This is a genomic window from Rothia koreensis (assembly GCF_004136575.1).
Taxonomy (GTDB): Bacteria; Actinomycetota; Actinomycetes; order Actinomycetales; family Micrococcaceae; genus Rothia; species Rothia koreensis.
Map to the genome: position 1 here is coordinate 1 of NZ_NOIQ01000013.1, position 23,005 is coordinate 23,005.

The 23,005-nt window shown below is 64.6% G+C and carries 19 protein-coding genes; 5 read left to right on the forward strand and 14 right to left on the reverse strand.

All coding sequences use genetic code 11. The annotated features are described in order from the left end of the window. The first annotated feature begins 793 nt into the window (after positions 1-793). Positions 794-1,111, forward strand: a complete 318-nt coding sequence (locus EWU68_RS09165) for a hypothetical protein (RefSeq protein WP_129315836.1) — start codon at positions 794-796, stop codon at positions 1,109-1,111. A gap of 5 nt (positions 1,112-1,116) precedes the next feature. Here EWU68_RS09165 and EWU68_RS09170 read toward each other — a convergent pair whose 3' ends face one another. Together EWU68_RS09170 and EWU68_RS09175 are read right to left on the reverse strand one after the other, a co-directional pair. After that, on the reverse strand, positions 1,117-2,424 hold the full coding sequence (locus EWU68_RS09170; protein ID WP_129315837.1) for a permease: 1,308 nt from the start codon (positions 2,422-2,424) through the stop codon (positions 1,117-1,119). Beyond that, complete coding sequence (locus EWU68_RS09175; protein WP_129315838.1) at positions 2,421-3,137, reverse strand: ABC transporter ATP-binding protein; 717 nt, start codon at positions 3,135-3,137, stop codon at positions 2,421-2,423. The genes EWU68_RS09170 and EWU68_RS09175 overlap by 4 nt, the downstream gene beginning before the upstream one ends. A gap of 172 nt (positions 3,138-3,309) precedes the next feature. Between EWU68_RS09175 and EWU68_RS09180 the strand changes: the two genes are divergently transcribed. Further along, positions 3,310-3,864, forward strand: a complete 555-nt coding sequence (locus EWU68_RS09180; RefSeq protein WP_129315839.1) for a hypothetical protein — start codon at positions 3,310-3,312, stop codon at positions 3,862-3,864. 198 nt (positions 3,865-4,062) lie between these two features. On the opposite strand, the gene aspS is transcribed toward EWU68_RS09180, so the two are convergent. Further along, positions 4,063-5,874, reverse strand: a complete 1,812-nt coding sequence (gene aspS / locus EWU68_RS09185; RefSeq protein ID WP_129315840.1) for an aspartate--tRNA ligase — start codon at positions 5,872-5,874, stop codon at positions 4,063-4,065. A gap of 110 nt (positions 5,875-5,984) precedes the next feature. Continuing rightward, positions 5,985-7,331, reverse strand: coding sequence for a histidine--tRNA ligase (gene hisS / locus EWU68_RS09190; RefSeq protein WP_129315841.1), 1,347 nt, complete (start codon positions 7,329-7,331; stop codon positions 5,985-5,987). A gap of 265 nt (positions 7,332-7,596) precedes the next feature. Between hisS and EWU68_RS09195 the strand changes: the two genes are divergently transcribed. Together EWU68_RS09195 and EWU68_RS09200 are read left to right on the forward strand one after the other, a co-directional pair. Beyond that, positions 7,597-8,931, forward strand: a complete 1,335-nt coding sequence (locus EWU68_RS09195; RefSeq protein WP_238692405.1) for a DUF349 domain-containing protein — start codon at positions 7,597-7,599, stop codon at positions 8,929-8,931. 156 nt (positions 8,932-9,087) lie between these two features. Further along, a complete protein-coding gene (locus tag EWU68_RS09200) occupies positions 9,088-9,762 on the forward strand; it encodes a hypothetical protein (protein WP_129315842.1) in 675 nt (224 codons plus the stop codon). Here EWU68_RS09200 and EWU68_RS09205 read toward each other — a convergent pair. The 10 genes from EWU68_RS09205 to EWU68_RS09250 form a co-directional block, all read right to left on the reverse strand. Continuing rightward, complete coding sequence (locus tag EWU68_RS09205; protein ID WP_129315843.1) at positions 9,753-12,140, reverse strand: RelA/SpoT family protein; 2,388 nt, start codon at positions 12,138-12,140, stop codon at positions 9,753-9,755. The two genes, EWU68_RS09200 and EWU68_RS09205, sit on opposite strands and share 10 nt — an antisense overlap. A 559-nt stretch (positions 12,141-12,699) precedes the next feature. Further along, positions 12,700-13,884 carry a protein translocase subunit SecF gene (secF, locus tag EWU68_RS09210; RefSeq protein WP_129315844.1) on the reverse strand — a complete coding sequence of 395 codons (1,185 nt, stop codon included), beginning with the start codon at positions 13,882-13,884 and terminating at the stop codon, positions 12,700-12,702. Next, the gene (secD, locus tag EWU68_RS09215; RefSeq protein WP_129315845.1) at positions 13,877-15,637 is read right to left on the reverse strand and encodes a protein translocase subunit SecD; all 1,761 of its coding nucleotides are present in this window, start codon (positions 15,635-15,637) and stop codon (positions 13,877-13,879) included. Before secD ends, secF begins: the two co-directional genes overlap by 8 nt. A gap of 69 nt (positions 15,638-15,706) precedes the next feature. Beyond that, the gene (yajC, locus tag EWU68_RS09220) at positions 15,707-16,297 is read right to left on the reverse strand and encodes a preprotein translocase subunit YajC (RefSeq protein WP_129315846.1); all 591 of its coding nucleotides are present in this window, start codon (positions 16,295-16,297) and stop codon (positions 15,707-15,709) included. Between the two features lie 113 nt (positions 16,298-16,410). After that, positions 16,411-17,469: a Holliday junction branch migration DNA helicase RuvB gene (ruvB, locus tag EWU68_RS09225; RefSeq protein WP_129315847.1), complete on the reverse strand. Its 1,059-nt coding sequence runs from the start codon at positions 17,467-17,469 to the stop codon at positions 16,411-16,413. Positions 17,470-17,487: 18 nt separating this feature from the next. Further along, positions 17,488-18,135, reverse strand: a complete 648-nt coding sequence (gene ruvA, locus EWU68_RS09230; RefSeq protein ID WP_129315848.1) for a Holliday junction branch migration protein RuvA — start codon at positions 18,133-18,135, stop codon at positions 17,488-17,490. 113 nt (positions 18,136-18,248) lie between these two features. Then, positions 18,249-18,911 carry a crossover junction endodeoxyribonuclease RuvC gene (gene ruvC, locus EWU68_RS09235; RefSeq protein ID WP_129315849.1) on the reverse strand — a complete coding sequence of 221 codons (663 nt, stop codon included), beginning with the start codon at positions 18,909-18,911 and terminating at the stop codon, positions 18,249-18,251. Positions 18,912-18,937: 26 nt separating this feature from the next. After that, positions 18,938-19,699: a YebC/PmpR family DNA-binding transcriptional regulator gene (locus EWU68_RS09240; RefSeq protein WP_129315850.1), complete on the reverse strand. Its 762-nt coding sequence runs from the start codon at positions 19,697-19,699 to the stop codon at positions 18,938-18,940. Positions 19,700-19,917: 218 nt separating this feature from the next. Then, the gene (locus EWU68_RS09245) at positions 19,918-20,640 is read right to left on the reverse strand and encodes a type 1 glutamine amidotransferase (RefSeq protein WP_129315851.1); all 723 of its coding nucleotides are present in this window, start codon (positions 20,638-20,640) and stop codon (positions 19,918-19,920) included. Then, positions 20,637-21,932: a Mur ligase family protein gene (locus EWU68_RS09250; RefSeq protein ID WP_129315852.1), complete on the reverse strand. Its 1,296-nt coding sequence runs from the start codon at positions 21,930-21,932 to the stop codon at positions 20,637-20,639. The genes EWU68_RS09245 and EWU68_RS09250 overlap by 4 nt, the downstream gene beginning before the upstream one ends. Before the next feature lie 50 nt (positions 21,933-21,982). Between EWU68_RS09250 and EWU68_RS09255 the strand changes: the two genes are divergently transcribed. Continuing rightward, positions 21,983-22,975 carry a hypothetical protein gene (locus tag EWU68_RS09255; protein ID WP_129315853.1) on the forward strand — a complete coding sequence of 331 codons (993 nt, stop codon included), beginning with the start codon at positions 21,983-21,985 and terminating at the stop codon, positions 22,973-22,975. The last annotated feature ends 30 nt before the right edge of the window (positions 22,976-23,005 follow it).

A 23,005-nucleotide genomic window follows, 5' to 3' on the forward strand; every position in this document is an offset into this window, starting at 1 on the left:
GGTACGTCCGGGTGGGTTCGTCCGGGCGCGTTCGTCCGGGCGTTGGGTGGTGGTTAGCCGATTCGGCGGCTTTTACCGCTGTTGGGTGGGGGTTGCGAATGGTGGCTCCGTCCCCCGTGAGGCGCGGTTTACCCGATTCGGTGGCGTTTACCGCTGTTGGGTGGGGGCTACGAAAGGCGGCGTCGTCCCGCGTGAGGTGGGGTTTACCCGATTTGGTGGCCGTGGGCTCCGTTGGGTGGGGTTTACGAAAGGCGGCATCGTCCCGCGTGAGGTGGGGTTTACCCGATTCGGTGGCTCTGGCCGTCGTTTGGTGGGGGTTGAAGCACCACCTAGCGTGGGCCATTGCCTCTCTATCGGGCAACCCCCACCCAACAACGCTCGGGGCGACCAGGCATGCGCACGACGTCGGCCCGTAGCGACCAGGCATGCGCACGACGTCGGCCCGTAGCGGCCCGTCATGCACACGACGTCGGCCCGTAGCGACCAGGCATGCGGCCGACGGCGACCCGGCGTCGTTCCAGCCTCGGTGCCGGCTGTTCGAGGTGGCAATTCCGTGCATCTGCGCCACTCCCGCTTCCACTCGCCGCCTCCCCCGCGTTCCCGCGAGGTGGCAGGTTTGTGCAATTTTCGGTGCGAAAAACGCTCAAAACTGCCACTTCGGCACGCGGCCGCCGGCGTTTCCCCTGGTCAGGGGATTCCCACAACTCTTGAAAATTCGTAAGAATCGGCGTTCCATGGACAGTGAGGCCCGGGTCACCGGCCCTCGTCCAGGGCGGGTAAGGAGTTGATGAAAATGTCGTACGAAACCCAGCCCATTACCGAAACGATGCTGACCATTCCCCCTCGGTACGTGCAGAACGAGTCGCAGTGGGCCCGCCAGATCTGCGTCCGTCACCGGTGGAGACTCAGCACCTCCACGGGCGAGATCTTCGACGGAGACGGTCGGCTCCTGGCCGGTTCCCTGCAGTCCCTGACGCAGACCCTGGTGGTCCTCGGCTGGATCGTTCCCAGGGAGGACGGCGGAGCCCAAGCCGGAATCGCATGGACGCGCATACCGGATGAGGCAGAGGCCGCCGTCTCAAGGCTCTTGGAGATCTCGACGCCGCAGTAGGCCGCCTAGTCCTCGAGGGTGCGCCTGAGCACGGGTGTGGTCGACGCGCACGCTGCCCAGACGGTGCAGATTCCGAAGACGATGGCCGCAGCAATGACCGCCATCGTGACCGGTTGCGCGACCAGACCCGCGCCGACCAGCGGGAACAACGTCACCACTGCGACCAGGCCCGAGATGATGACCACGAGCACCAGGGGCCGCATCACCGAGAGCCGGCGGACCCGTCCGAGACGGTCGATCGACATTCCCATGCGGGAGAGCGCCCGGTACATCTCCTGGCGGTCGAGAACCTGCGCCGTCTGGTTGATGCCGACCGAGAAAGCGACCATGAGGAAAGACATCACCAGCGTCACGAGCACTCCGGTCCGGACGTCGTGAACCAGGATCAGATCCTGGCGGTCGGCGTCGGCGGTGCTGCCAGCCATCGACATCGCAACGCCCGATCCCAGCATCACGGCCATGTACACACTGAACGCGATGCTGCCGATCTGGCGCCACATCTCCTGGGGCGACTCGAGGAGGTTTCGCGCCGCGATCAGGCGTTCGGCGCTGCGGGCGGTCTTCGCGTCGGCGGTGCCGATCCATTTCAGGACCAAGGGCCCCAAGAGGTTCACGGCGATCAGAGGGATCGACAGTGAAATCACGATGAACGCGAAAACCATGGCACCCCCGAGTCCCGAGGACACGGCCACGGAGCAGACCAGCGCGACGAAGATCAACAGGCCGCCCGCGACGAGCCGGATCCAGCGCACCCTGCGGGGAAGTTCCCGTGATCGGACGCTCAGCGGGGTGATCTCGAGGCGGCTGAGCCCGCTCAACGCGCTGACAAGGGCCAACGCCAGAAGCAGGACGCCGACGCCGAGCAGCCCCTCGAACCCCAGCCACAGACCCGAAGCCCCGATCGCGTGCCCGGTCAGGTGCACCAAACCGACCAGAGGGGTCAGCAGACCGTAGAGCACGGCACCAAGAACGATGCCAGTCACGGCCAGCGTGCCCGATTCGATCAGTGACAACGCCCTGAGCTTCAACCCCGAGGCACCGAGCAGGCGGAGGGTGGACAGGCGTCGTTCGCGCTGGCGTGCCATGAGCCGGGCCGCCGAAGACATGAGGGAGCTCATCGGGACGGCCAGCAGTATGGCCGCCAGGGCCGCGCAGAGCATGTAGAACAGCTGGTTGCTGCTCTCGTCGTGCAGCAGGAACGAGACACCGCCCACGACCGTGTAGGCCATGGCGCTCGTGAGCATGAAGGCGACAACCGGAAGTGCCCACGTGGCGGGGTCGGAGAAAGTTTTGCGGAGGAAGAGCAGATTCACCGCGGACCACCTCCCAGTCCGTCGTCGACAATACGACCGTCCTGAAGCCGAATGGTTCGGGCGCATCCGGCGGCCACCGCCGGATCGTGAGTCACCACCACCAGGGAAGCTCCCCGGGACACGGTGGCTTCGAGCAGCGCGTCCAGGACTCGTTGCGAGGTCTCCGTGTCCAACGCGCCCGTCGGTTCGTCGGCGAACACGAGATCCGGACGAGTAACCTGGGCGCGGGCGATCGCGACACGTTGGGCCTGCCCGCCGGAAAGCTGCCCGGGACGGCGGTCTTCCATACCGTGAAGACCCAGGGCCGACAGCCAACGACCGGCTTCGGCCTCCGCCTGTCTGCGGGACGTTCCGGAGGTCATCAGGGCCACCGCGACGTTCTCCAGCGCGGTGAGTTCCGGCAGGAGCAGTCCCTCCTGGAACACGAACCCGATGCGGTCCCGGCGCAACCGAGTCCTCTGGTTCGACGACAATCCGGTGATATCGATTCCGGAGCCCGAGGCTGCGTCGTCGAGAATCACCGATCCGCGGTCCGCGCCGGAAATGCCGGACAGGATGTGCATCAGCGTGGACTTGCCGGAACCGGAAGGTCCCATGATGGCCACGGACTCCCCATGTCCGATGGTGACTGACACATCGGTGAGGGCACTGGTCGTACCGAAGGCTTTGCTGAGCCCGTGGGCTCTGACGAGGTGAGTCGTTGTCGTTTTCATACTGAAAACGCTATGCGTCGCCGAAGCGTCGGGGATCAGTGCCAACGATGAAACCGAGGGTCCAGCGGGCACCCGGGCCTTCGGTAGAGCCAGGTATGCCTATAAGCTCGGTACCACGAAGTACCCGGCGAGGCACGAGCGCCTGCCCGAGGACCGTGGAAGGACGAAGGGCATGGGAAGAGCACAGGCTGAGCGGACGTGGGACGAGTTCAGGAGGACCGGGAGGTCCGTCATCCGGACCAGTCCGACAAAGGCTGTTCTCGCTGCCGTGGGGCTGGGGCTGCTCGTGATCCTCGCGGCCGGCATGGCATACAGCGATTTCGCGAAGAACGGTGTGGCGTCCTTCCAGTTCTGGGGGTGCTGCCTCGTCGCCGCTCTGCTGGTCGTCGGTATGATCGCGACCATCCACCCGTTGGTCCGGCAACGGCGACTCGTGCTGGAGGTGCCCGGATTCTTCGTGGAGTCACGCCGACGCGGCGCGTGGCACGACGAATTGCGGGTCAGGTGGGACAACGTCTGGAGCGTCGAGGCGCACAGCTCGTCCAATGGTGAGTCGACGACGACGCGCGCACGCGTCACGCTGCATCCGGGAACGCGCCCCGAAGTCGGGGTCACCACCGACCAGGGTTACGTGGAGATGCCAACGGGTCTCGGGATCTCCGTCCGCCAACTCGCCGAGGTCATGGCCCGGATCGCGGCCCAAAGCACGTCCACGGACAGGGCGTAACTCGGCCTCGCCCCCTACAGGCACCAGGCCCCGCCGGCGGCAGCCTGCGGGGCCTGGTGAAGCGCAATGGGGACAGCGCACTGGGTGGCAGCGCAACGGGGGTGGCAGCGCAATGGCGCGGGAAGCTCCTGATCCACCGGGCTCCAGGGCCACCGGGATGGCCCCGAAGCCGTGGACTTCCACGCCTCCTGAAGCGGACTACTTGGTCCCGGCGCTCTGCCCCTGGTCCGGCGCCTGCTTCTTCTCCGTGTTCTTGGCCGGCTTGGCGTCCACCCCGGTTTCCTTGCGCTGTTGGGCCGTGATCGGCGCCGGAGCAGCCGTGAGCGGATCGTAGCCGTTGCCGGTCTTCGGGAACGCGATCACGTCACGGATGGAGTCCGATCCTGCCAGCAGGGCGACGACGCGGTCCCAGCCGAAGGCGATTCCGCCGTGCGGGGGTGCACCGTATTTGAAGGCCTCGAGAAGGAAGCCGAATTTCTCGTCGGCTTCCTCCTGCGAAATGCCCATGACGTTGAAAACACGTTCCTGCACGTCGCGACGGTGGATACGGATTGAACCGCCACCGATCTCGTTGCCGTTGCACACAATGTCGTAGGCGTAGGCCAACGCGGATCCGGGATCTTCGTCGAACGTGTCCATGAATTCGGGCTTCGGCGATGTGAACGCGTGGTGCACGGCCGTCCATGCGGAGTTACCGAGGGCGACGTCGCCCGAGTCCTCGGCGTCGGCGGCGGGTTCGAACATCGGTGCGTCGACGATCCACACGAAGGCCCAGTCGCCATCCTTGATGAGTCCGGTCCGGTGTCCGATCTCGACTCGAGCAGAGCCCAAGAGAGCACGGGAGGACTTGGCGTCACCGGCCGCGAAGAAGATGCAGTCGCCGGGCTTGGCCCCCGCGGCTTCCGCGAGGCCTTCGCGTTCGGTCTCGGTGATGTTCTTGGCCACGGGGCCGGTCAGGCTGCCGTCCTCCTGGACCAGAACGTAGGCGAGGCCCTTGGCTCCGCGCTGTTTGGCCCACTCCTGCCATGCGTCCAGGGTCCGGCGCGGCTGCGAAGCACCACCCGGCATCACCACGGAACCGACGTACGGTGCCTTGAAGACACGGAAGGTCGTGTCGCGGAAGTAGTCCGTCAGCTCCGTCAGTTCCAGGCCGAAACGAAGATCCGGCTTGTCCGAACCGTATTTCTCCATGGATTCGCGATAGGTCATGCGGCGAATCGGGCGCGGAATCTCCACATCGATCAGTTTCCACAGAGCCGCCACGATCTGCTCGCCCAGATCGATGACGTCGTCCTCCTCCACGAAGGAGGCTTCGATGTCCAGCTGGGTGAATTCCGGCTGACGGTCGGCGCGGAAGTCCTCGTCCCTGTAGCAACGAGCGATCTGGAAGTACCGTTCGATCCCGCCCACCTGGAGAAGCTGCTTGAACAACTGGGGCGACTGCGGGAGGGCGTACCAGGAGCCCGGTGCCAGGCGCGCGGGCACCACGAAGTCACGTGCACCTTCGGGAGTCGAACGAGTCATCGTCGGTGTTTCCACCTCGAGGTACCCATCCTGGTGGAGCAGCTCCCGCACCACGCGGCTGGCTTCAGAGCGCAGCTTCATGGCGGCCGCCGGTGCCGGGCGGCGCAGGTCGAGGTAGCGGTGCCGCAACCGGGCCTCTTCCCCGACCTCGACGTGCTCGTCCACCTGGAACGGCAGCGGCGCGGAGGTGTTCAGCACCTCCACCGAGGTGACCTCGACCTCGACCTCACCGGTCACCAGGTTGGGGTTGTCGTTGCCCTCGGGGCGGCGGGAGACCACTCCCTCGACCTTGAGCACGTATTCGTTGCGCAACGCATCGAAATCTGCCTCATCGTGGAACACGCACTGGGTCACGCCCTCCCGGTCGCGCAGATCGACGAAGGCCACCCCTCCGTGATCGCGCCGGCGGGCGACCCAGCCGGCCAGGGTGACGGTTTCTCCGATGTTCTCGGCGGTCAATTCACCGAGCGTATGCGTGCGTAGCACTCACGGTCCTTTCGATGTGGCGGCGGGGTCCCGCCGAGCTGATTCTGTGCAGAGTCTACCTGCCCCGGCGGCTGGCCAGGATCGTTGTCCACAGCCGCGGCAGAGACGGTCTATTCCTCGGTGCCGTACACGCGAGGGCGGAGATCCTCCTCGGCGGGAGTCCAGGTCGAGGGATCCGCGGCAACCTGCTCTCCCGAGCGGATGTCCTTGACCTCGTGCGTGGTCGTGCCGGACTCGTCGGTGCCCAGGAACCAGACGAAGGGTATCCCGCGCCGATCCGCGTACTTGATCTGCTTGCCGAATTTCGCGGCACTCGCAGAGACCTCGCAAGCGATGCCGCGGTCCCTCAGCTGATCCGCGACGTCTTGGGCCTCCGACCAGGCCTCGTCGTTCGTGAGGGCCACCAGAACCGCGGAGGGAACCGAACGTGTCGGTCGCGCCAGACCCTGAGAGAGCATCCGGGCAACGAGCCGGGTCACGCCGATGGACAGTCCGACCCCCGGGTACGTTTTCTTGCCGTTCGAGGCCAGGGACTCGTACCTGCCACCGGAGCAGATGGAACCGAGCTGTTCGTGGCCGAGCAGGACTGTCTCGTAGACGGTCCCGGTGTAGTAGTCCAGGCCCCGAGCGATCGACAGGTCGGCGATGACCTTGCCGGGCGCGCGCTTCGACGCCTGCTCGATCACTTCGGTCAGCTCCGTCAGCCCCTCCTCGAGCAGGTCGTCCTGGACGCCGAAAGAACGTACCCGGTCCGCGAACGAGGTGTCCTCTGCTGTGATCGAGGCAAGGTCCAAGGCGGCTTGTGCCTGCTCGTCCGTGGCGCCGAGCTCGTCCTTGAGCAGCTGGGCCACGGCATCGGGACCGATCTTCTCCAACTTGTCGATCGAGCGAAGGACCCCCGCGGTATCGGTCAGTCCGATGCCCCGGTAGAACCCTTCGGAGAGCTTCCTGTTGTTGACCCTGAGCCTGAATTCTGGGAGCGGCAACCGCGAGAGCGCGTCCACCACGATCAGGGCGAGCTCGACGTCGTACCGGAACGGCAGCGTGCCTTCCCCGACGACGTCGATATCGGCCTGCGTGAATTCTCGGGCACGGCCCTCCTGCGGCCGCTCGCCGCGCCACGACTTCTGAATCTGGTACCGCATGAACGGAAAGTTCAGGTAGCCGGCGTTCTCGACGACGTACCGGGCGAACGGAACGGTCAGGTCGAAGTGGAGAGCGAGCTTCTCGGCCTTCTTGCTGTCACCGTCCTCCTGGAGCCGCGAGACCGCGTAGACCTCTTTGTCGATCTCGCCCTTCTGCAGGAGTTGCTCGACGGTTTCCACCGAGCGGGTCTCGATCGAGGAGAACCCGTGCAGCTCGAAGGTATGGCGCAGAACATCCAGGACATGGTTCTCTACCACCCGTTCCTCGGGCAGCAATTCCGGAAAACCTGACAAGGACGCCTTGCGGGCCATGAGCCACTCCTCAAAGTCTTGGTTCTTGGGCGCGCCGGGAGGCGCGCAAACACCTTCAAGCCTAAACCGTGGCCAGTCCCCAGGCGAACCGTGGGGACCGTGATCCCGGCCCCTTCCAGGGAAAACCGTTCATCTTTCCATGAAATAGCCGGTTCACGTGACGCACACCCCATATATATTGGAGTCCAGTGCCCGGTCCGTTCCGGGCGACGTCGACCATCGATACATAAGGCCGACAGGCCCTTCCACGGAAAGAGTTTCAGCGGTGACTGAGAAGAAGCCCGACGACAAGCCCACCCCGGCCAACCTGCCGGGTTCCCCCATCGTTCCCAAACCCGCCGCACCCCCAGCAGCCCCGAGGTCGCTGGACGAGGCCAAGAAGTTCGGCTCGGTAGGAGCAGACGGCCACGTCTACGTCACGGTGCGCGGCGAGGACATTCCCGTGGGTGCATTTCCCGAAGCCAGCGACGACGACGCCCTGACCTACTTCGCGCGGAAATTCTCCGAGACGGAGACTCAGATCGCGCTCCTCGAGAACCGCGTCTCCCAAGGCGCCGATGCGGCATCTGTGACGCGGTCCGTCCGTTCCCTCAGGGAACAGGTCGAGGCACGCGGCATGGTCGGCGATATCGAGAACCTCGAGAAGCGTCTCGATGCCCTCGACGCCGCCGCGACCCGCCTGACCGAGGAGCAGAAGCACGAGGCCGAGGAAGCCAAGCAGCGCGCGCATCAGGAACGTGAAGCCATCGTCAAAGCCGCCGAAGATGTCGCGGACCAGGATCCGTCCGACACGCATTGGAAGAACTCGAGCGCCCGCATGAACGACCTCTTCGATGCGTGGAAGGTCGCCCAGAAGGAGCATCGCCTGCCGAAATCCGTGGAGGACGCGCTCTGGAAGCGATTCCGCACGGCACGGTCCACGTTCGACAAGCACCGCCGCTCCTACTTCTCCCAACTGGACCAGAACAACGCCAAGGCGAAGAAGGCCAAGGAAGCGCTTATTGCCGAGGCGGAGTCGTTGTCAGGGTCCACGGACTGGAGCGAAACGTCCGCCAAGTACCGGGACCTGATGGATCGCTGGAAGCAGGCGCCCCGGGCCTCGCGCAAGGAGGACGACGCGCTCTGGGCTCGCTTCCGGGCCGCCCAGGACGTCTTCTTCAATGCACGGGCGGCCGCCAATGCCGAGACTGACCGCGAGTTCGCGGAAAACCTCAAGGTCAAGGAAGCGTTGCTCGAGAGGGCCCGGGCGATCCTTCCGGTCAAGGACCCGGGTGCGGCGAAGGCCCAGCTCGCGCCGATCCTGGACGAGTGGGATGCGGCCGGCATGGTTCCCCGCAATGACCTGCGACGGATCGAGAATGAGCTCAAGAAGGTCCAGGACGCCATCTCCGAGGCGGAACAGGCCGAGTGGGAACGGACCAATCCCGAAACCCAGGCCAGAGCCGATTCCATGGTCAGCCAGCTCAGGGACGCCATTTCGGAGCTGGAAGCGGACCTTCGCAAGGCCGAGTCCGCGGGGGACGCCACAGCTGCCGCCAAGGCCCGGGAAGCGCTCGATGCTCGTCGGGCCTGGTTGGACCAGCTTGACGCCGGTGCCTGATATCCGGTCCTGACCCCGGGCACCGACCCGATGGCCGCGGCTCCCGACGGTCACCGCCCGATCGTCGTCCCGTCCGAAGGGTACGGATTCGAAGAGACTGTCCACAGATTCGCTGAATCCGTACCTTTCGGCCCAAGCATGAGGTCTCATGGACCCATGCACGAACATCATTCCCCGGATCGGGTTTGCCGCCTCGACCCGGTGTCACGGACGGCCGCTCATTATCGTGACCTCGGGGCCCCGCCGTGGCTGGTGATTGCGGGCCTCCACCTCACACAGGCAGAGGCTCTGCTTCTCGCCGCTCGCGGTCTGCTGGTCCCGCATGTGAACTCTGTGTACGGCAACACGCCGCCGTGCCCCGAATCCCGTGCCACGGCGGCGGCACTGCACCTGCGGCCACTGAGCCGACAACGAGCGATACTCCACCGCCTGACCGCGGCCTGGATCTACGGCTGCGCTCCCCCGCCCACGCTCCTGGAGTGCACGGCTTTCGGCCCGTTTGGCCTCACCTTGGATCCGGTGGAATCCGCCGTCGTCCACCACCGGTACACGACCTACACCAAGTACGAGGCCCTGCGAATCGGACCCTTGAGGGTCACCACGCCCCTCCGCACATGCGTGGACGTTGCAGCCTTCGACCAGGGCAAACGCGGCGACGCCGCCCTGGCGACAATGCTCCGCGCGCCAGGTCTGGGTTGCGCTCCTGAGACGGTCTGTGCCGCCCTGGAAGCGGTTCCACGTCTGGCGTTCCGACAACGGGCCCTCCGGCGGATTCATGCGCTGTCGGAAGCGCTTCGCCGGGGGCTACCGGGAGATACGTCTCACTCCTGACCGTGGGTCGACGGGGTCGGTCGGGACCCGGTGATGCGGTAGACGTCGTACACGCCGTCGATGCCGCGCACAGTGTTGAGGACGTGGTCGAGGTACCTCGGATCGCCCATCTCGAAGGAGAAGCGCGAGATGGCGAGCCGGGAGACATTGGTATGCACGTTGGCCGACAGGATATTGACGTGGCTCTCCGAGAGGATCCGAGTCACGTCGGACAGCAAGGATTTCCTGTCGAGGGCCTCGACCTGGATCTCGACCAAGAACACGGAAGATTTGGTCGGAGCCCACTGGACCTTGATCCGGCGAGGATCGTCCTGGGCCTGCCTCATATTGGGACAATCCACGCGGTGCACGGAGATGCCGTTGCCGCGAGTCACGATGCCCATGATCTCGTCCGGGGGAACCGGAGTGCAGCACCGTGCCAATTTGGTGTAGACGCCGTCGGCACCGTCGACCACCACGCCCGAGTCCGCGTGCTTGGGCCGCGCATGGGTTGTGATCGAGGTTTCTTCTTCGAGGTCGTCCTCCGCCTCGGATTCGCCTCCGAGCAGATCGACCAGACGGTCGATGACGTCCTGGGCCTTGATCTGGCCTTCGCCCACGGCTTCGTACAGCGCGGCGACGTCGTCCTTGTGCTGTTCCTCAGCGACGGACAGAAGGAGTTTGCTGGTCAGAAGACGCTGAAGAGGCAGGCTGTGGCGCCGCATCGAGCGGGTCAGGTTGTCCTTGCCCTTCTCGATGGCCTCTTCTCGACGTTCCTTGGTCAGGTAGTGCCGGATCTTGGTGCGGGCCCGAGGGCTGGCCACGAATTTGAGCCAGTCCTCGCTCGGGCCGGCGTCCTCCGCCTTGGTCGTCAGGATCTCGATGCGGTCACCATGGTTGAGTTTCGAGGACAACGGAACCAGTTTTCCGTTGACCCGAGCACCGATGGTATGTTCCCCGACTTGCGTGTGAATCGCGTAGGCGAAGTCCACCGGGGTCGATCCCGCCGGCAAGGACAGCACATCGCCGGCCGGGGTGAAGACGAAGACCTCTTGGGCGTTGACCTCATAGCGCAGCGAGTCCAGGAATTCGGAGGAATCGCGGGTCTCCGACTGCCAGGACATGAGCGACTGGAGCCACTTCATCGCCTCGGCCGAATCCTCGGTATGCTGTCCGGCGGCCGATGCCTCGCCACGGGCCGCAGCCTTGTACTTCCAGTGCGCGGCAATACCGTATTCGGCCTTGCGGTGCATGTCGTGCGTCCGGATCTGGACCTCGACAGGCCGGCCGGCCGGCCCGATCACCGCGGTATGCAGGGACTGGTAGGTGTTGAACTTGGGAACGGCGATGTAGTCCTTGAACCGTCCCGGGATCGGCTTCCAGACTTCGTGAATGGCGCCGAGCGCCGCGTAGCAGTCCCGCACCGAGTCGACAAGAATCCGGATCGCGAGGAGATCGTAGATCTCGTCGAATTCCTTGTCGCGCAGAATCATCTTCTGGTAGATCGAGTAATAGTGCTTCGGTCGACCAGTCACCTCGCACGAGATGTTGGACTCCTGAAGTTCGTCCTTCACGCCGGTGCGGATCTCTTGCAATTGCCGTTCCCGCTCCGGGGTCCTGTCCCCGACCATGCGCACGATTTCGTCGTAGATACGAGGCTCCAGGGCCGCGAAGGACAGGTCCTCGAGTTCCCATTTGATCGTATTGATGCCCAGGCGGTGGGCCAGCGGCGCGAAGATCTCGAGGGTCTCCTTCGCCTTGCGTGCGCTGGACTGCGGAGAGACGAAGCGCCAGGTCCGCGCGTTGTGCAGCCGGTCGGCCAGCTTGATCACGAGCACCCGAATGTCCTTGGCCATCGCTATGACCATCTTGCGGACCGTTTCGGCCTGAGCGTGTTCCCCGTATTTGACCTTGTCCAGCTTGGTCACGCCGTCGACGAGCTCCGCGACCTCTTCCCCGAAGTCTTCGGTCAGCTCTTCGAGCGTGTACTCGGTGTCCTCGACGGTGTCGTGCAACAGGCCCGCAATGAGCGTGGCACCGGAGGCCCCGAGTTCGGCGAGAATCGTGGTGACGGCGACGGGGTGCGTGATGTACGGATCGCCGCTCTTGCGCTTCTGTCCGGTGTGGTACTTGTCCGCGACGGCGAAAGCCCGCTCGATCGCGGCGAAATCCTCTTGGGGGTTGTTGGCCTTGACGGTCCTCAACAAGGGAACGAGGACCGGCGACACCGGTTTGGTCTTGCTCGCGGCTGAGGAATCTCCGGCGTTCACGGTTGGTTCCGCTCTTTCTGCGGCCGGCACGGCGGCCGTCTTCGGGAAGGCACGGCGTTCCGGCGTCCTCGTTGACGCTGAAATGACCCGATGGGTCCCGTGACTCTGCCGATCATCTGACGATGCCATGATGAACCTCCTGACCGTGTGATGGACCCAGTTTAGTCCCCCGCCGTCAATCCTCCGTCCCCTCGAGGTGGCAGGTTGGTGCACTCCACCCTGCCGAAGTGGCAACCCCGGAACCAAAATGACCAGCGGCAGGTCCCGATCTGCTCTCTCGACGTCGTGATGTGCGGTCGCTGTGATCTCGTCGCACGGCTCTCGCAGCAAGGTTCGATCCGGTGTGGGCGGACCCTGCTGGGCATCGAGGCGGCCCTCGTCACACTCCGACTTATTCGGAAGGCGAAGTATTCGACCCCGACCGCACGACGGCGCCGCGAAAGTTTCTGACGATTAATGAATGCCCAAATCAGACCCGTATTCGAATCGGTCCTTCGCGACTCCGACCGGAGCCCCGTGACGGCGGCGTCGAGCAGGGTTCGGACGGCGTGCGGCCCTTGGGCGACATCGGTGAGGTCCCGGCGTCTCAGGGCGCGGCAGAGTTGCTCGGAAGTCAGGTAGTTGGCGTGTGACATGAGTCTGCAGCCGCCCCTCGGCGAGGGGCGCGAGGGCCTCTTGGCAGGCTCCGCTAGATCACCGCGCCATTGTCCGGCTTGTCCCTGCCACTCGGGTCATAGCGCGGTGTGGGGCTGTCCGCCGACCTCCGGCCGCCACGGTCGGAACGCCGGCCTTCTTGTGCCGACTCCGCTCCGGCCGACGCCGAACCGTCGCCGAATGCTCTCGTCGACCCCGACGTCGTTCCTTCGCTGATCTCCGCTCCGGAGTCGGCGGCGTCGGTGTCCGCGACACCTTGCCGGACTCTTTCGGCCTGTTCCTTGATGGGCTTCTCGCCCTGACGCAGCAGTGCGTAGAGGGGCGCCGAGACGAACAAGGTGCCCAGCGTGCCCATGATGATCCCGATGAACAGTGCCAGGGAAAGATCCTGCAAGGTTCCGGCACCCAACAGGAATGCCCCGATGAACAGAATCGAGCCGACCGGCAGGATCCCGACGACCGAGGTGTTGATTGACCTGACCAAGGTCTGGTTGACCGCCAGATTGACCTCTTCGGCGAAGGTCGTCTTCGTGTTTTCCCGGTAGCCCTTGGTGTTCTCGCGAATTTTGTCGAAGACCACCACAGAGTCGTACAGCGAATAGGACAGAATCGTCAGGAAACCGATGATCGCCGACGGTGTGACTTCGAACCCGACCAGGGCGTAGATCCCGGCCGTCGTGATGACGGTGAACAGCAGGCCGGCGATGGCCGACAGGGACATCTTCACGGTTCTGAAGTACAGGGCCATCCCGACCGTCGCCAGGACCACGAACGCGATCAGACCCCACGTCGCCTGGCGAGTCACCCCTTCGCCCCAGGTTGGTCCCACGTAGGAGGAGGTGACGTCGTCGGCCTTGACGTCGTAGGCCTTCTGTAGGGCCTGTTTGACGGCGAGCGTGTCGTCGTCACTCAATTGCTCGGTTTGGACGCGTACCGTATCCGAGGCAATCTTGGTCACTTCGGTCTCGGAGGCACTCGCGTGCTTCGAGACGGCGTCCTTGCCCGTCTGGACGTCGGTGCTCTGGGAATCGGAGACCGTGAACTCCGAACCTCCACGGAAATCGATGCCCATTTTGAAGCCACCCGTGACCACCGGGATGAGCACCGCGATGATCACGAGCACCGCGGAAATTCCGAGCCACAGTTTCTTCTTCGGGATGAAGGGCAGTGAGGTCTTGCCCGTGTAGAGGTTGCTACCGAACTCTGCGAACTTAGGCATTGTCGGCTCCTTCGGGGTTTTGTCCTGACTGCTCTTCCGGGTCCTGTGGCGGTTTGTTCCGGGATTCGAGCGCCTCGGCCCTGCGCCGTTCGGCGATGGTCATCGGCCGGTCCTCGGAATCTTCGTCATCGTCGGACCGGCGCTTCCTCGCTCGAGGCGAGTCCTCGGGGTCCCGCAGACGTCCGGCCCCTCGATACAACGGGACGTAACCGAGCGCGCGAGCATCCAGTCCGGACAATTTGTGCCCTTCACCGAAGAACTTGGTCCGCGAGAGCATCACCATGACCGGATGGGTGAACCAGAAGATGACCATGAGGTCGGCGATGGCCGTGAGTCCCAGGGTGAAGGCGAAACCTCGAACGTTGCCGACCGCCACGAAGTACAGGACGACGGCCGCCAGGAGGTTGACGCCCTTCGATGCCCAAATGGTGCGCCGGGCGCGCATCCACCCGTGGTCGACGGCCGAAGGCACACTGCGCCCATCGCGCAGGCCATCCCTGATGCGTTCGAAGTAGACGATGAACGAGTCAGCCGTCTGTCCAATAGCCACGATCAGTCCGGCCACGCCCGCAAGCGACAGCCTGTAATTGACGCCCCACCCGAGCAGGGTAATGGCCTCGTAGGTGACCACCCCCGCGACAAGCAGGGATGCGATCGTCACGAATCCGAGGAGTCTGTACTGGAACAGTGAGTACACGCAGACCAGCAGCAGACCGATGATGCCGGCAATGATGCCCATCTGCAGTTGGTCCGTGCCCAGCGTCGCGGAAATCTGTTGCTCGGACTGGATATCGAAGCTGATGGGCAGCGCACCATACTTGAGCTGTTCCGACAGTCCCTTGGCATCGTCCTCGGAGAAGTCACCGGTGATCTGTGCCTTGCCGTCCGCGATCACGTTCTGCGCGCGTGGTGCCTGGAGCACCCCGCCGTCGAGCATGATGGCGAAGGACGCCTTCGGGTCTTCCTGGTTCTTTCCGTAGAACCCGTACAGGCGCTGCGTCACGTCCTTGAACACGTTCTTGGCGTGATCGTTGAACGTGATGTTCACGCCCCATTGGCCCGTGCTGACGCCTCCCCCGGACTCGGCCTGTGAGTAATCGGCCGTTTTGATGTCCGAACCGTTCAGTTCGACGGGTCCCAGAATGTACTTCTGTTGGCCATCCTCGGAACACGCGACCACAGCCTTGTCGGGATCCAACTGATCGTCCTTGCCCGGGTTGGCCTTGCAGTCGCGTTGTTCGTACTGCTTCTGGAGATCCCCGGTGATCCAGTTGGAATCCGATCCGTTCTGGGGCTCGCCATTCGGATGCGGCAGATCCGCGTCCGCGGTGCGTTGGTCCTCGGGAACAGCACCCCCATCGCCTTGCATCAGGACAGATCGGAAGGACATCTGTGCCGATGCCTGGATCAGATCACGGGTTTCCTGGCTCGGAGTTCCCGGCATCGACACGACGACGTTCCGGCCGGACTGGGTGCTGACCTCGGCCTCGGAAACGCCGGCGCCGTCGACGCGCTGTCGGATGATGTCGACCGCTTGGTCGAGCTGGTCCTTGCTGATGTCGCCGTCGCCATTGGTGACCTTCGGGGAGAGGATCATCTCCGTGCCGCCGGACAGGTCCAGGGCGAGCTGGGGTGACGCGGAGCCACCCAGTTTGGTCGCAGACAGGCCGATGACACCGCCGAGGACCACCACAATGGCGGTCAACAGGAGCAGGGCCTTTCGGGCACTGGACGTGCGCTTTTTCCGAGCCATGAGGATTCCTGAGGATCATAGGTCGAGGTGCTCACCCCGTGGGCAAGCACCTCGAAAATTGCGTATGTTTTAGCGGTTCGAGCCGGTGGGATCGTCGCCGCGGGGATCGTCCCGGTAACCCGTACCGTCCTGCTCGCCCAGGCCTCGAGTCGTTTCGTCGCTCGGCTCACCGTTGAGCCGCGGTCCGTTCTCAGCAGAGGTCGACGTCGATCCGAGACCGCTCTCGGCTGCTGACTCGTTCCCGAAGGCACCGGATCCGCTCTGGGGCTCCTCGGCAACGCCTTGGGCCGCAGCGGCCCGCGCCGCCTCGGGAGTTCCGGGGACCTGCCCGTTGTCGTCCAGAACCGTGGTCACGGCGCCGAGGTGGACGGTGATCTCCGTCTTGGGTGCGACCTCGATGACCGCACGATTGGCCTCGCGGTCGATCGACACGATGGTTCCGAAGACGCCGAACTGCGTCATGACGCGCGTTCCCGGGGTCATCGCGTTCTGGCGCTCCTGCATCTGCTGCCTGGCCTTCTTCTGGCGGCGCATCGGAAGAACGAGGAACACGATGACAACCACCAGCATGAGGCCGAGGAGCAGGAAGTTGGATCCACCGCCCCCGCCCTGGTCGGCTGCCTGCAGGCTTCCGGTCGAATTGATGGTGGAAAGTAGCATGAGTTCCTTACGTCGGTATCTGCGTTGTTCCCGGTCAGCATCCCACCGGGATAAGGGGAAAAACTTTTTAAAGTCTAGAGGAAGATTCTGGGTATCCGGTCAGAAACCGTGACTCAGGATTCCGGCGGTTCCAGGTCCAGGTGCACCCACGCGGAGGGCAGCGCCACGCGTCCCCGCGGCGTCCGGCCCATCAGCCCTTCACGCACCAGATAAGGCTCTGCCACCGTTTCCACGGTCTCCGTCTCCTCGCCGACCGCGATGGCCAAGGTCGACAGGCCAACAGGTCCCCCGCCGAATTTGTGGATCAGGGATTCGAGAACGGATCGGTCCAGCCGATCGAGCCCCTTCGAATCGACTTCATACATGTCCAGCGCGGTGGCCGCGGCCCGTGCATCGATATCGTCCACCGAGTGGACCAGAGCCCAGTCCCGGACCCGGCGCAGGAGGCGGTTGGCGATACGGGGCGTGCCGCGTGATCGCGAGGCGATCTCGTGGAAGCCTTCGGTGGTGATCTTCAGGTCCAGGAGGCCGGCCGAACGGCGGAGAACGAGCTCGAGCTCATCGACGTCGTAGAACTCCAGGTGACCCGTGAATCCGAAACGGTCCCGCAGGGGCCCGGGCAGGAGGCCTGCACGCGTGGTTGCGCCGACGAGCGTGAAGCTGGGCAGTTCCAGTGGAATCGAGGTGGCCCCCGCGCCCTTGCCGACCACGATATCGACGCGGAAATCCTCCATGGCCATGTAGAGCATCTCTTCCGCGGGGCGTGACATGCGGTGGATCTCGTCGAGGAACAGCACCTCGCCGGGCGTGAGCGAGGAAAGGATGGCGGCCAGATCACCCGAGTGCTGGATGGCCGGCCCCGAGCTGATGCGCAAGGGCGAGCCCATCTCCTCCGCGATGATCATCGCCAAAGTGGTCTTTCCGAGTCCCGGAGGACCTGAGAGGAGGACGTGGTCCGCGCTCTTCCCCCGCAGTTTCGAGGCCTCCAGAACCAGTGACAATTGTTGGCGCACGCGCTTCTGCCCCACGAAATCGTCCAGGGCCTTCGGCCGCAACGCTGCCTCGATCGCCTTGTCCTCGGGCTCGACCTCGGCGTCGACCAGCCGCTCCTGCCCCGAGCGCTGCTGGCCCGGCAGATTCTGCGTGTCGTTCTCCGGGAATTGCTGCGTCATTCGTTCCTTTCCGCCCCGCTATTTGGACCGATGGCCCATGCCGCTGGCTCGGCCGAGACTGGCCAGGACGCCCCTCAGGGCATCGGGGACCGTCATGGATTCGGCATCGGGTTCGGCCTCGACGTAGGAGTCCACCGCGCCGGCGGCATCCTTCTCCTGCCAGCCTAGGCCCACCAGGGCATCCATGACTTGCGACCGCCACGATGGGCCGGCCCCTGCCTTGCCTCCGCCGTCCGTGGACGAGGCCTCCGCGCCCTCCGGCTCGGGCAGGACGAGCTTGCCCGCGAGTTCAAGGACGATCCGGCGGGCACCCTTGGGGCCGATTCCGGGAACCTTGCTGAATGCTTTGTCATCACCCTCCGCGACGGCCTGGGCCACCTCTGCGGGGGTGTGGACGGACAGAACCGCCAGGGCGATGCGAGGACCGATGCCGGAGACCGAGAGCATCGTGGTGAACACTTCTCTCTCGCTGTCGTCCCGGAATCCGAACAGGGTCAGCGAATCCTCCTTGACGATCAGCGAGGTCTCGAGCCGAGCACGCTCACCGAGACGCAGGGTCGCCAATGTGCCGGGGGTTGCCTGGACCAGCATCCCGACACCACCGACCTCGATGACTGCCTCGTGGAGGCCAACATGGGTCACGGTGCCCGTCAGAGAAGAAATCATGCGTCCATCTTAATCGAACAAAGTTACGAAAAACATTCAGCGGCGCGCCTGTGGACGGAGGTCGTGCCCGCGGCTCCACCGACTCGACCTGTGGCGTGCCCTCGAGGCTCCCGTTATTTTCCGCGACGGGACCGTTCCTCCGCCGCCTTCCACGCCCGCTGAGCGGGCGTCATGGATCCTCCCTTGGCGCGAGAAGGGATCGACCCCTGGTGCGTCTGGACACCGGTACCCATGTTGATCCCCGTGCCGATGATTCCGGAGCGCCATCCGTGGCAGATGGCCAAGGCGACGGCGTCGGCGGCGTCGGCCGGCTTCGGCGCGGCGTCCAGTTCGAGGATGCGGGCCACCATGCGCCCCACAGATTTCTTGTCCGCCCTCCCGCTGCCGGTCACGGCCGCTTTGACCTCGGATGGGGTGTGCCATGCCACGGGGATGCCGGCGGCGGCAGCTGCCGCAATGACCACGCCGGAGGCGTGCGCGGTTCCGATCACGGTGTTGACGGATTCCTGGGCAAAAATGCGTTCGATGGCCATCACGTCGGGGCGGTAGGTCTCGACCCAACCCTGCATCGCACGCTGGATGTGCAGGACTCGGGCATCCAGTGACTCACTGGCCTGGGTTCCTGCGGCCCCCGCGTCGACGAAATGCGCTGTGCGGTTCCCGGACATGTCGACCACGCCGAACCCGCACCGTGTGAGCCCCGGATCGACCCCGAGGATGCGCAAGGGACCGGCGGAGGCTGGTGATGCAACGGCTCCGACCGGTCCCTTGTTCATAGCACTCTCCCGAATATGCTCAGCGACTAGTCGTCGGCTTCGAGCTCTTCCATCACGGCGGGCGAGATGTCCGCATTCGAATAGACGTTCTGGACGTCGTCGAGGGCCTCGACCGCGTCGGCCAGGCGCAGGAACTTGCGTGCACCCTCGGCATCCAGGTCCACCGTCATGGTGGGTCGCCACTGGGGGTCGTCGTTGTTGTAGTCGAGTTCCGCCTCGTCGAGTGCCTTGCGGATCTCCGGAAGGTCGGTCGCCTCGGAGATGACCTCGAACATCTCTTCTTCTTCCTTGACCTCGTCGGCGCCCGCGTCCAGAACGGCCATCAGGACGTCGTCCTCCGTGAGGCCGTCCGTCTTGGCGACCTCGACCACGCCCTTGCGCTCGAACAGGAACGAAACCGACCCGGGGTCGGCCATGGTTCCGCCATTGCGCGTGACCGCAACCCGAACGTCAGATGCGGCACGGTTCTTGTTGTCCGTGAGGCACTCGATGTACAGGGCAGAGCCCTGGGGTCCGCGGGCTTCGTAGAGGATCTCGGAGTACTCGACGACCTCGCCGGTCAGGCCGGCACCGCGCTTGACCGCGCGGTCGATGTTGTCATTGGGCACTGAGTTCTTCTTGGCCTTGGAAATGGCCAGGTCCAGCGCGGGATTGCCGGAGACATCGGCACCGCCCATGCGGGCGGCCACCTCAATGCCCTTGATGTACTTGGCGAAGGCCTTGGCCCGCTTCGCATCGATCGCGGCCTTCTTGTGTTTGGTGGTGGCCCACTTGGAGTGACCCGACATAGATGTGCTCCTCGAATATAGACAATGTCCTTGCGCGGCCGTGCCTGTTCGCCCCGGCCCGGTTCCTCACGCGGATCCCCTCGACGCGTGTGTCGGGCGGCGACAGGGCGTGCCGACCACGCACAAGCCTCAAACCATTGTAACGACGCCAGCAAACGACCAGTTGCCGCCGTGTCGATCCACGGAGGCGTCACCGGCATACCGGGGCCGGAACGGTTTCAGCGAGGTCGGGACGCCGCGACCTCACGGGCACGATCCGCCAAGGAATCGTCGATCTTCGCCGGCTCGAAAGAGCCGAACTTCCGCTCGGCGGCGTGGCGCACGAGATAGTCGGAGATCCGGGGATTCTTGGGGAGCAGGGATCCGTGCAGATAACTGCCGATCACGTGGTGCACGCGGGCCCCCTCGCCGTCGTCGTCGAGGTTGTTGCCTTCGCCCTTGGTCGCAGTGCCCAGGCGCTCGACGCCGTCGCCCAAGTAGGTCAGGCCCGAGTGGTTCTCGTAACCGACGACCGTCCCGAACTCCTCGGACTCGATCACGATGTTCCCGATCAAGCGCTCCTCACTGCCCACGGTGTGGGCATCGAAGAGCCCGATCCCTTGGAGCACCTCACCCCCGACGGTGGTGAACTGGTTCCCGAACAGCTGGTAGAGACCGCAGATGACCAGCATCGGTGCCCCGGACTCGGCCGCGGACCGCAGCACGGGTGCGATGCGGTGGAGATCGTCCTGGATCACGGTCTGCCCGGAATCCTGGCCCCCTCCGCCCACGAGAATGTCGAAGTCCTCGGGGAAGATGTCTCCCGGGTTGTAGTCGACGATCTCTGTGGCCAGCCCGTGGGCGTGTGCTCTCCTGGAGAGGGACAGGACGTTGCCCCAGTCTCCGTAGATGTTCATGTCCCGCGGGTACAGCTGCAGGATCTTCAGGGTCTTCTCGGTCATCCGATATCAGCCACCTCGGTGGTCTTGGCCAGCTCCCGGCGCAGGGCGAGCATGGACGTGTACGTGCAGAATACCCGCATGGGTTTGTCCCCCGATCCGCGGACGAATTCGTCCAAGGCGCTCGGTAGGTCCGTGTTGACCGCACGCACGGAAACATCGTCGTGCTCGAGGCGCAGGGCCATGTCGTAGGCGCGCGTCCCGGAGACCACGTCCACACCGCCGTGCTGCAACGATTCGAAGTCGACGTCCCACAGCCAGGAGACATCCCGTCCGTCGGCGTATTCGTCGTTGATCGTGATCATGGTCGCGTAGTCCTCACCCGTGGCCGAGGCCAGGGACAGGCGAAAACCCGCCGGGTTCTTCACGAGCAACAGTTGCAGGCTGCGGTCCCCGATCCGGACGGATTCCCCTCGCCCGAAGGCGGGGGTGACCTTGGACAGTTCGGCCAGCAACGCGGCCTCGTCGGCGTCCTCCCCCATGATTTCGAGGGTCAGCGCCAGGGCTCCCGCGGCGTTGTAGATGTTGTAGATGCCGTAGAGGTTGATATCGGTCGTAACCTCCCGGTCACCGATCATCAGGTGAGTCCGGGTTCCCTCGAAGGAAGTCAGCGCGACCGAAGCCTCCGGCAGGTTTTCCGCCTGCTGGGGGGTCCGGTTGTCACGCATTTCGTCGTCCGAGGGGAATCGCGATCGAAGACCCTCGGACAGACCGTAGTAGGCGACCTCCGTGCCTTCCTCGACGTCCTGGGAGATTCGGCGGATTCTCGGATCCTCCCGGTTGAGAACCACCGTTCCCGTGGTCGCGCGAGCCAGCTGGGTGAGCATCTTGCGTGTCGTGTCGATTTCGCCGAAACGGTCCAGCTGGTCGCGCATCACGTTCAGCAAGAGCGAGTACTTGGGCTGCACCATTTTGACGAAATGCACGGCGTGGGCCTCGTCCAGCTCCAACACGGCGATGTCCGCGTCGAGCTCACCCTTGAGGTTCATCTCGCCCAGCAGGGCCGCCGCGACACCACGCACGAAATTCGATCCGGTGCGGTTGGTGAAGACCTTGAGACCCTGGGATTCGAGGAGCTGAACGGCCATTTTGGTGGTCGTCGTCTTCCCATTGGTCCCGGAGACCACGACGACGCCGCGGGGCAGAGCCGAGAGTTCACGCTCCACGAATCCGGGGTCGAGCTTCTCCATGAAGAGTCCGGGGAAAGCGGACCCGCCCCCGCGGAATTTGGATGCGTACCGGATGCCTTGGCCGATCAGGCGGGTGGCATGTCCGAAGATGACTGGTCTTGGCATGGGACCAATCCTAACCCTAGGCCGCGACCGATATTTGCCATGATGGGCTCATGAATTCGTCACCCGCCGACACCTTCCCCGACTCTCCTTTCGTATGGCGGGACCTCACGTGGCCCGAACGCCAACCTGTGGCCAAAGTCGAGCCAATGGCCGGGGGCGCTCCGACGGGGGAGGTCGTCCGCGTCCGGGTGACTCCGAATATGGCCCTGGGAGTCGTCCTGCTTGACGAAACCTTCGACGAGAGCGGTCTCTGGTGCAGCGGCTTCGCCCACGCCGAGCTCGACGACGCCGGCCGCCCTTCCTTCCGCACCGTGCCGTGCCCCCGCACAAACCGCCTGGCACGAGGTCAGCAATGCCCTCTGTGCATGCACCTGGACCGGTTCCGCCCCATTCACCGGGCGCACCAGGGTGCCGAGTTGACCGAGGCGGCCCGGGCCTACATCGAGCTCCCGCACTGGTTGTACGTCGCGACCTTTCCGGACGGCACCTCCAAGGTGGGCACGGCCCACGAAAGGTCGAAGACCACCAGGGTGGACCAGCAGGCGGTCGCTCGGGCATCGTACGTTGCCCTCGCCGACAACGGCCTGATCGTGCGTCACCTCGAGGACCACCTCACCCGGGCTCTGGGGCTGACGCAGGTCAAACGGGTGGCCAGCAAGGTCAGGGCCTGGTCCGGCCCTGAGGACCCGCGGGAGATCGACGATCTCCACGCGGCAGCCGCCGAGGGCGCCAGACGATACCTGGAACGGCTGGAAGAGCCCGGGTTCCGGGTGGCGCACGACGATTGGTCTCCCGCGGAATCAATGCTCGATGCCTACGAACACTTGGAACGATCCTCCGACCGACCGTTGCATCCGCACGCCTCGTGGGAAGGCCCGGAGCTGTTCCGTGTCGCTTCCGGCACCGGGCCATTCCTCACCGCAGCCCTCGTCCAGGATCCCGGAGCCGGCGACTACCTGCTCAATACGGCGAGCCTGAAGAACCGGGCAAGCATGGCCGTCCAGGACGATGGGTCGACCACCGTCCAGACATCACTGTTCTGACCCGTTCGAAAGAGTCACCACGTCCGGACG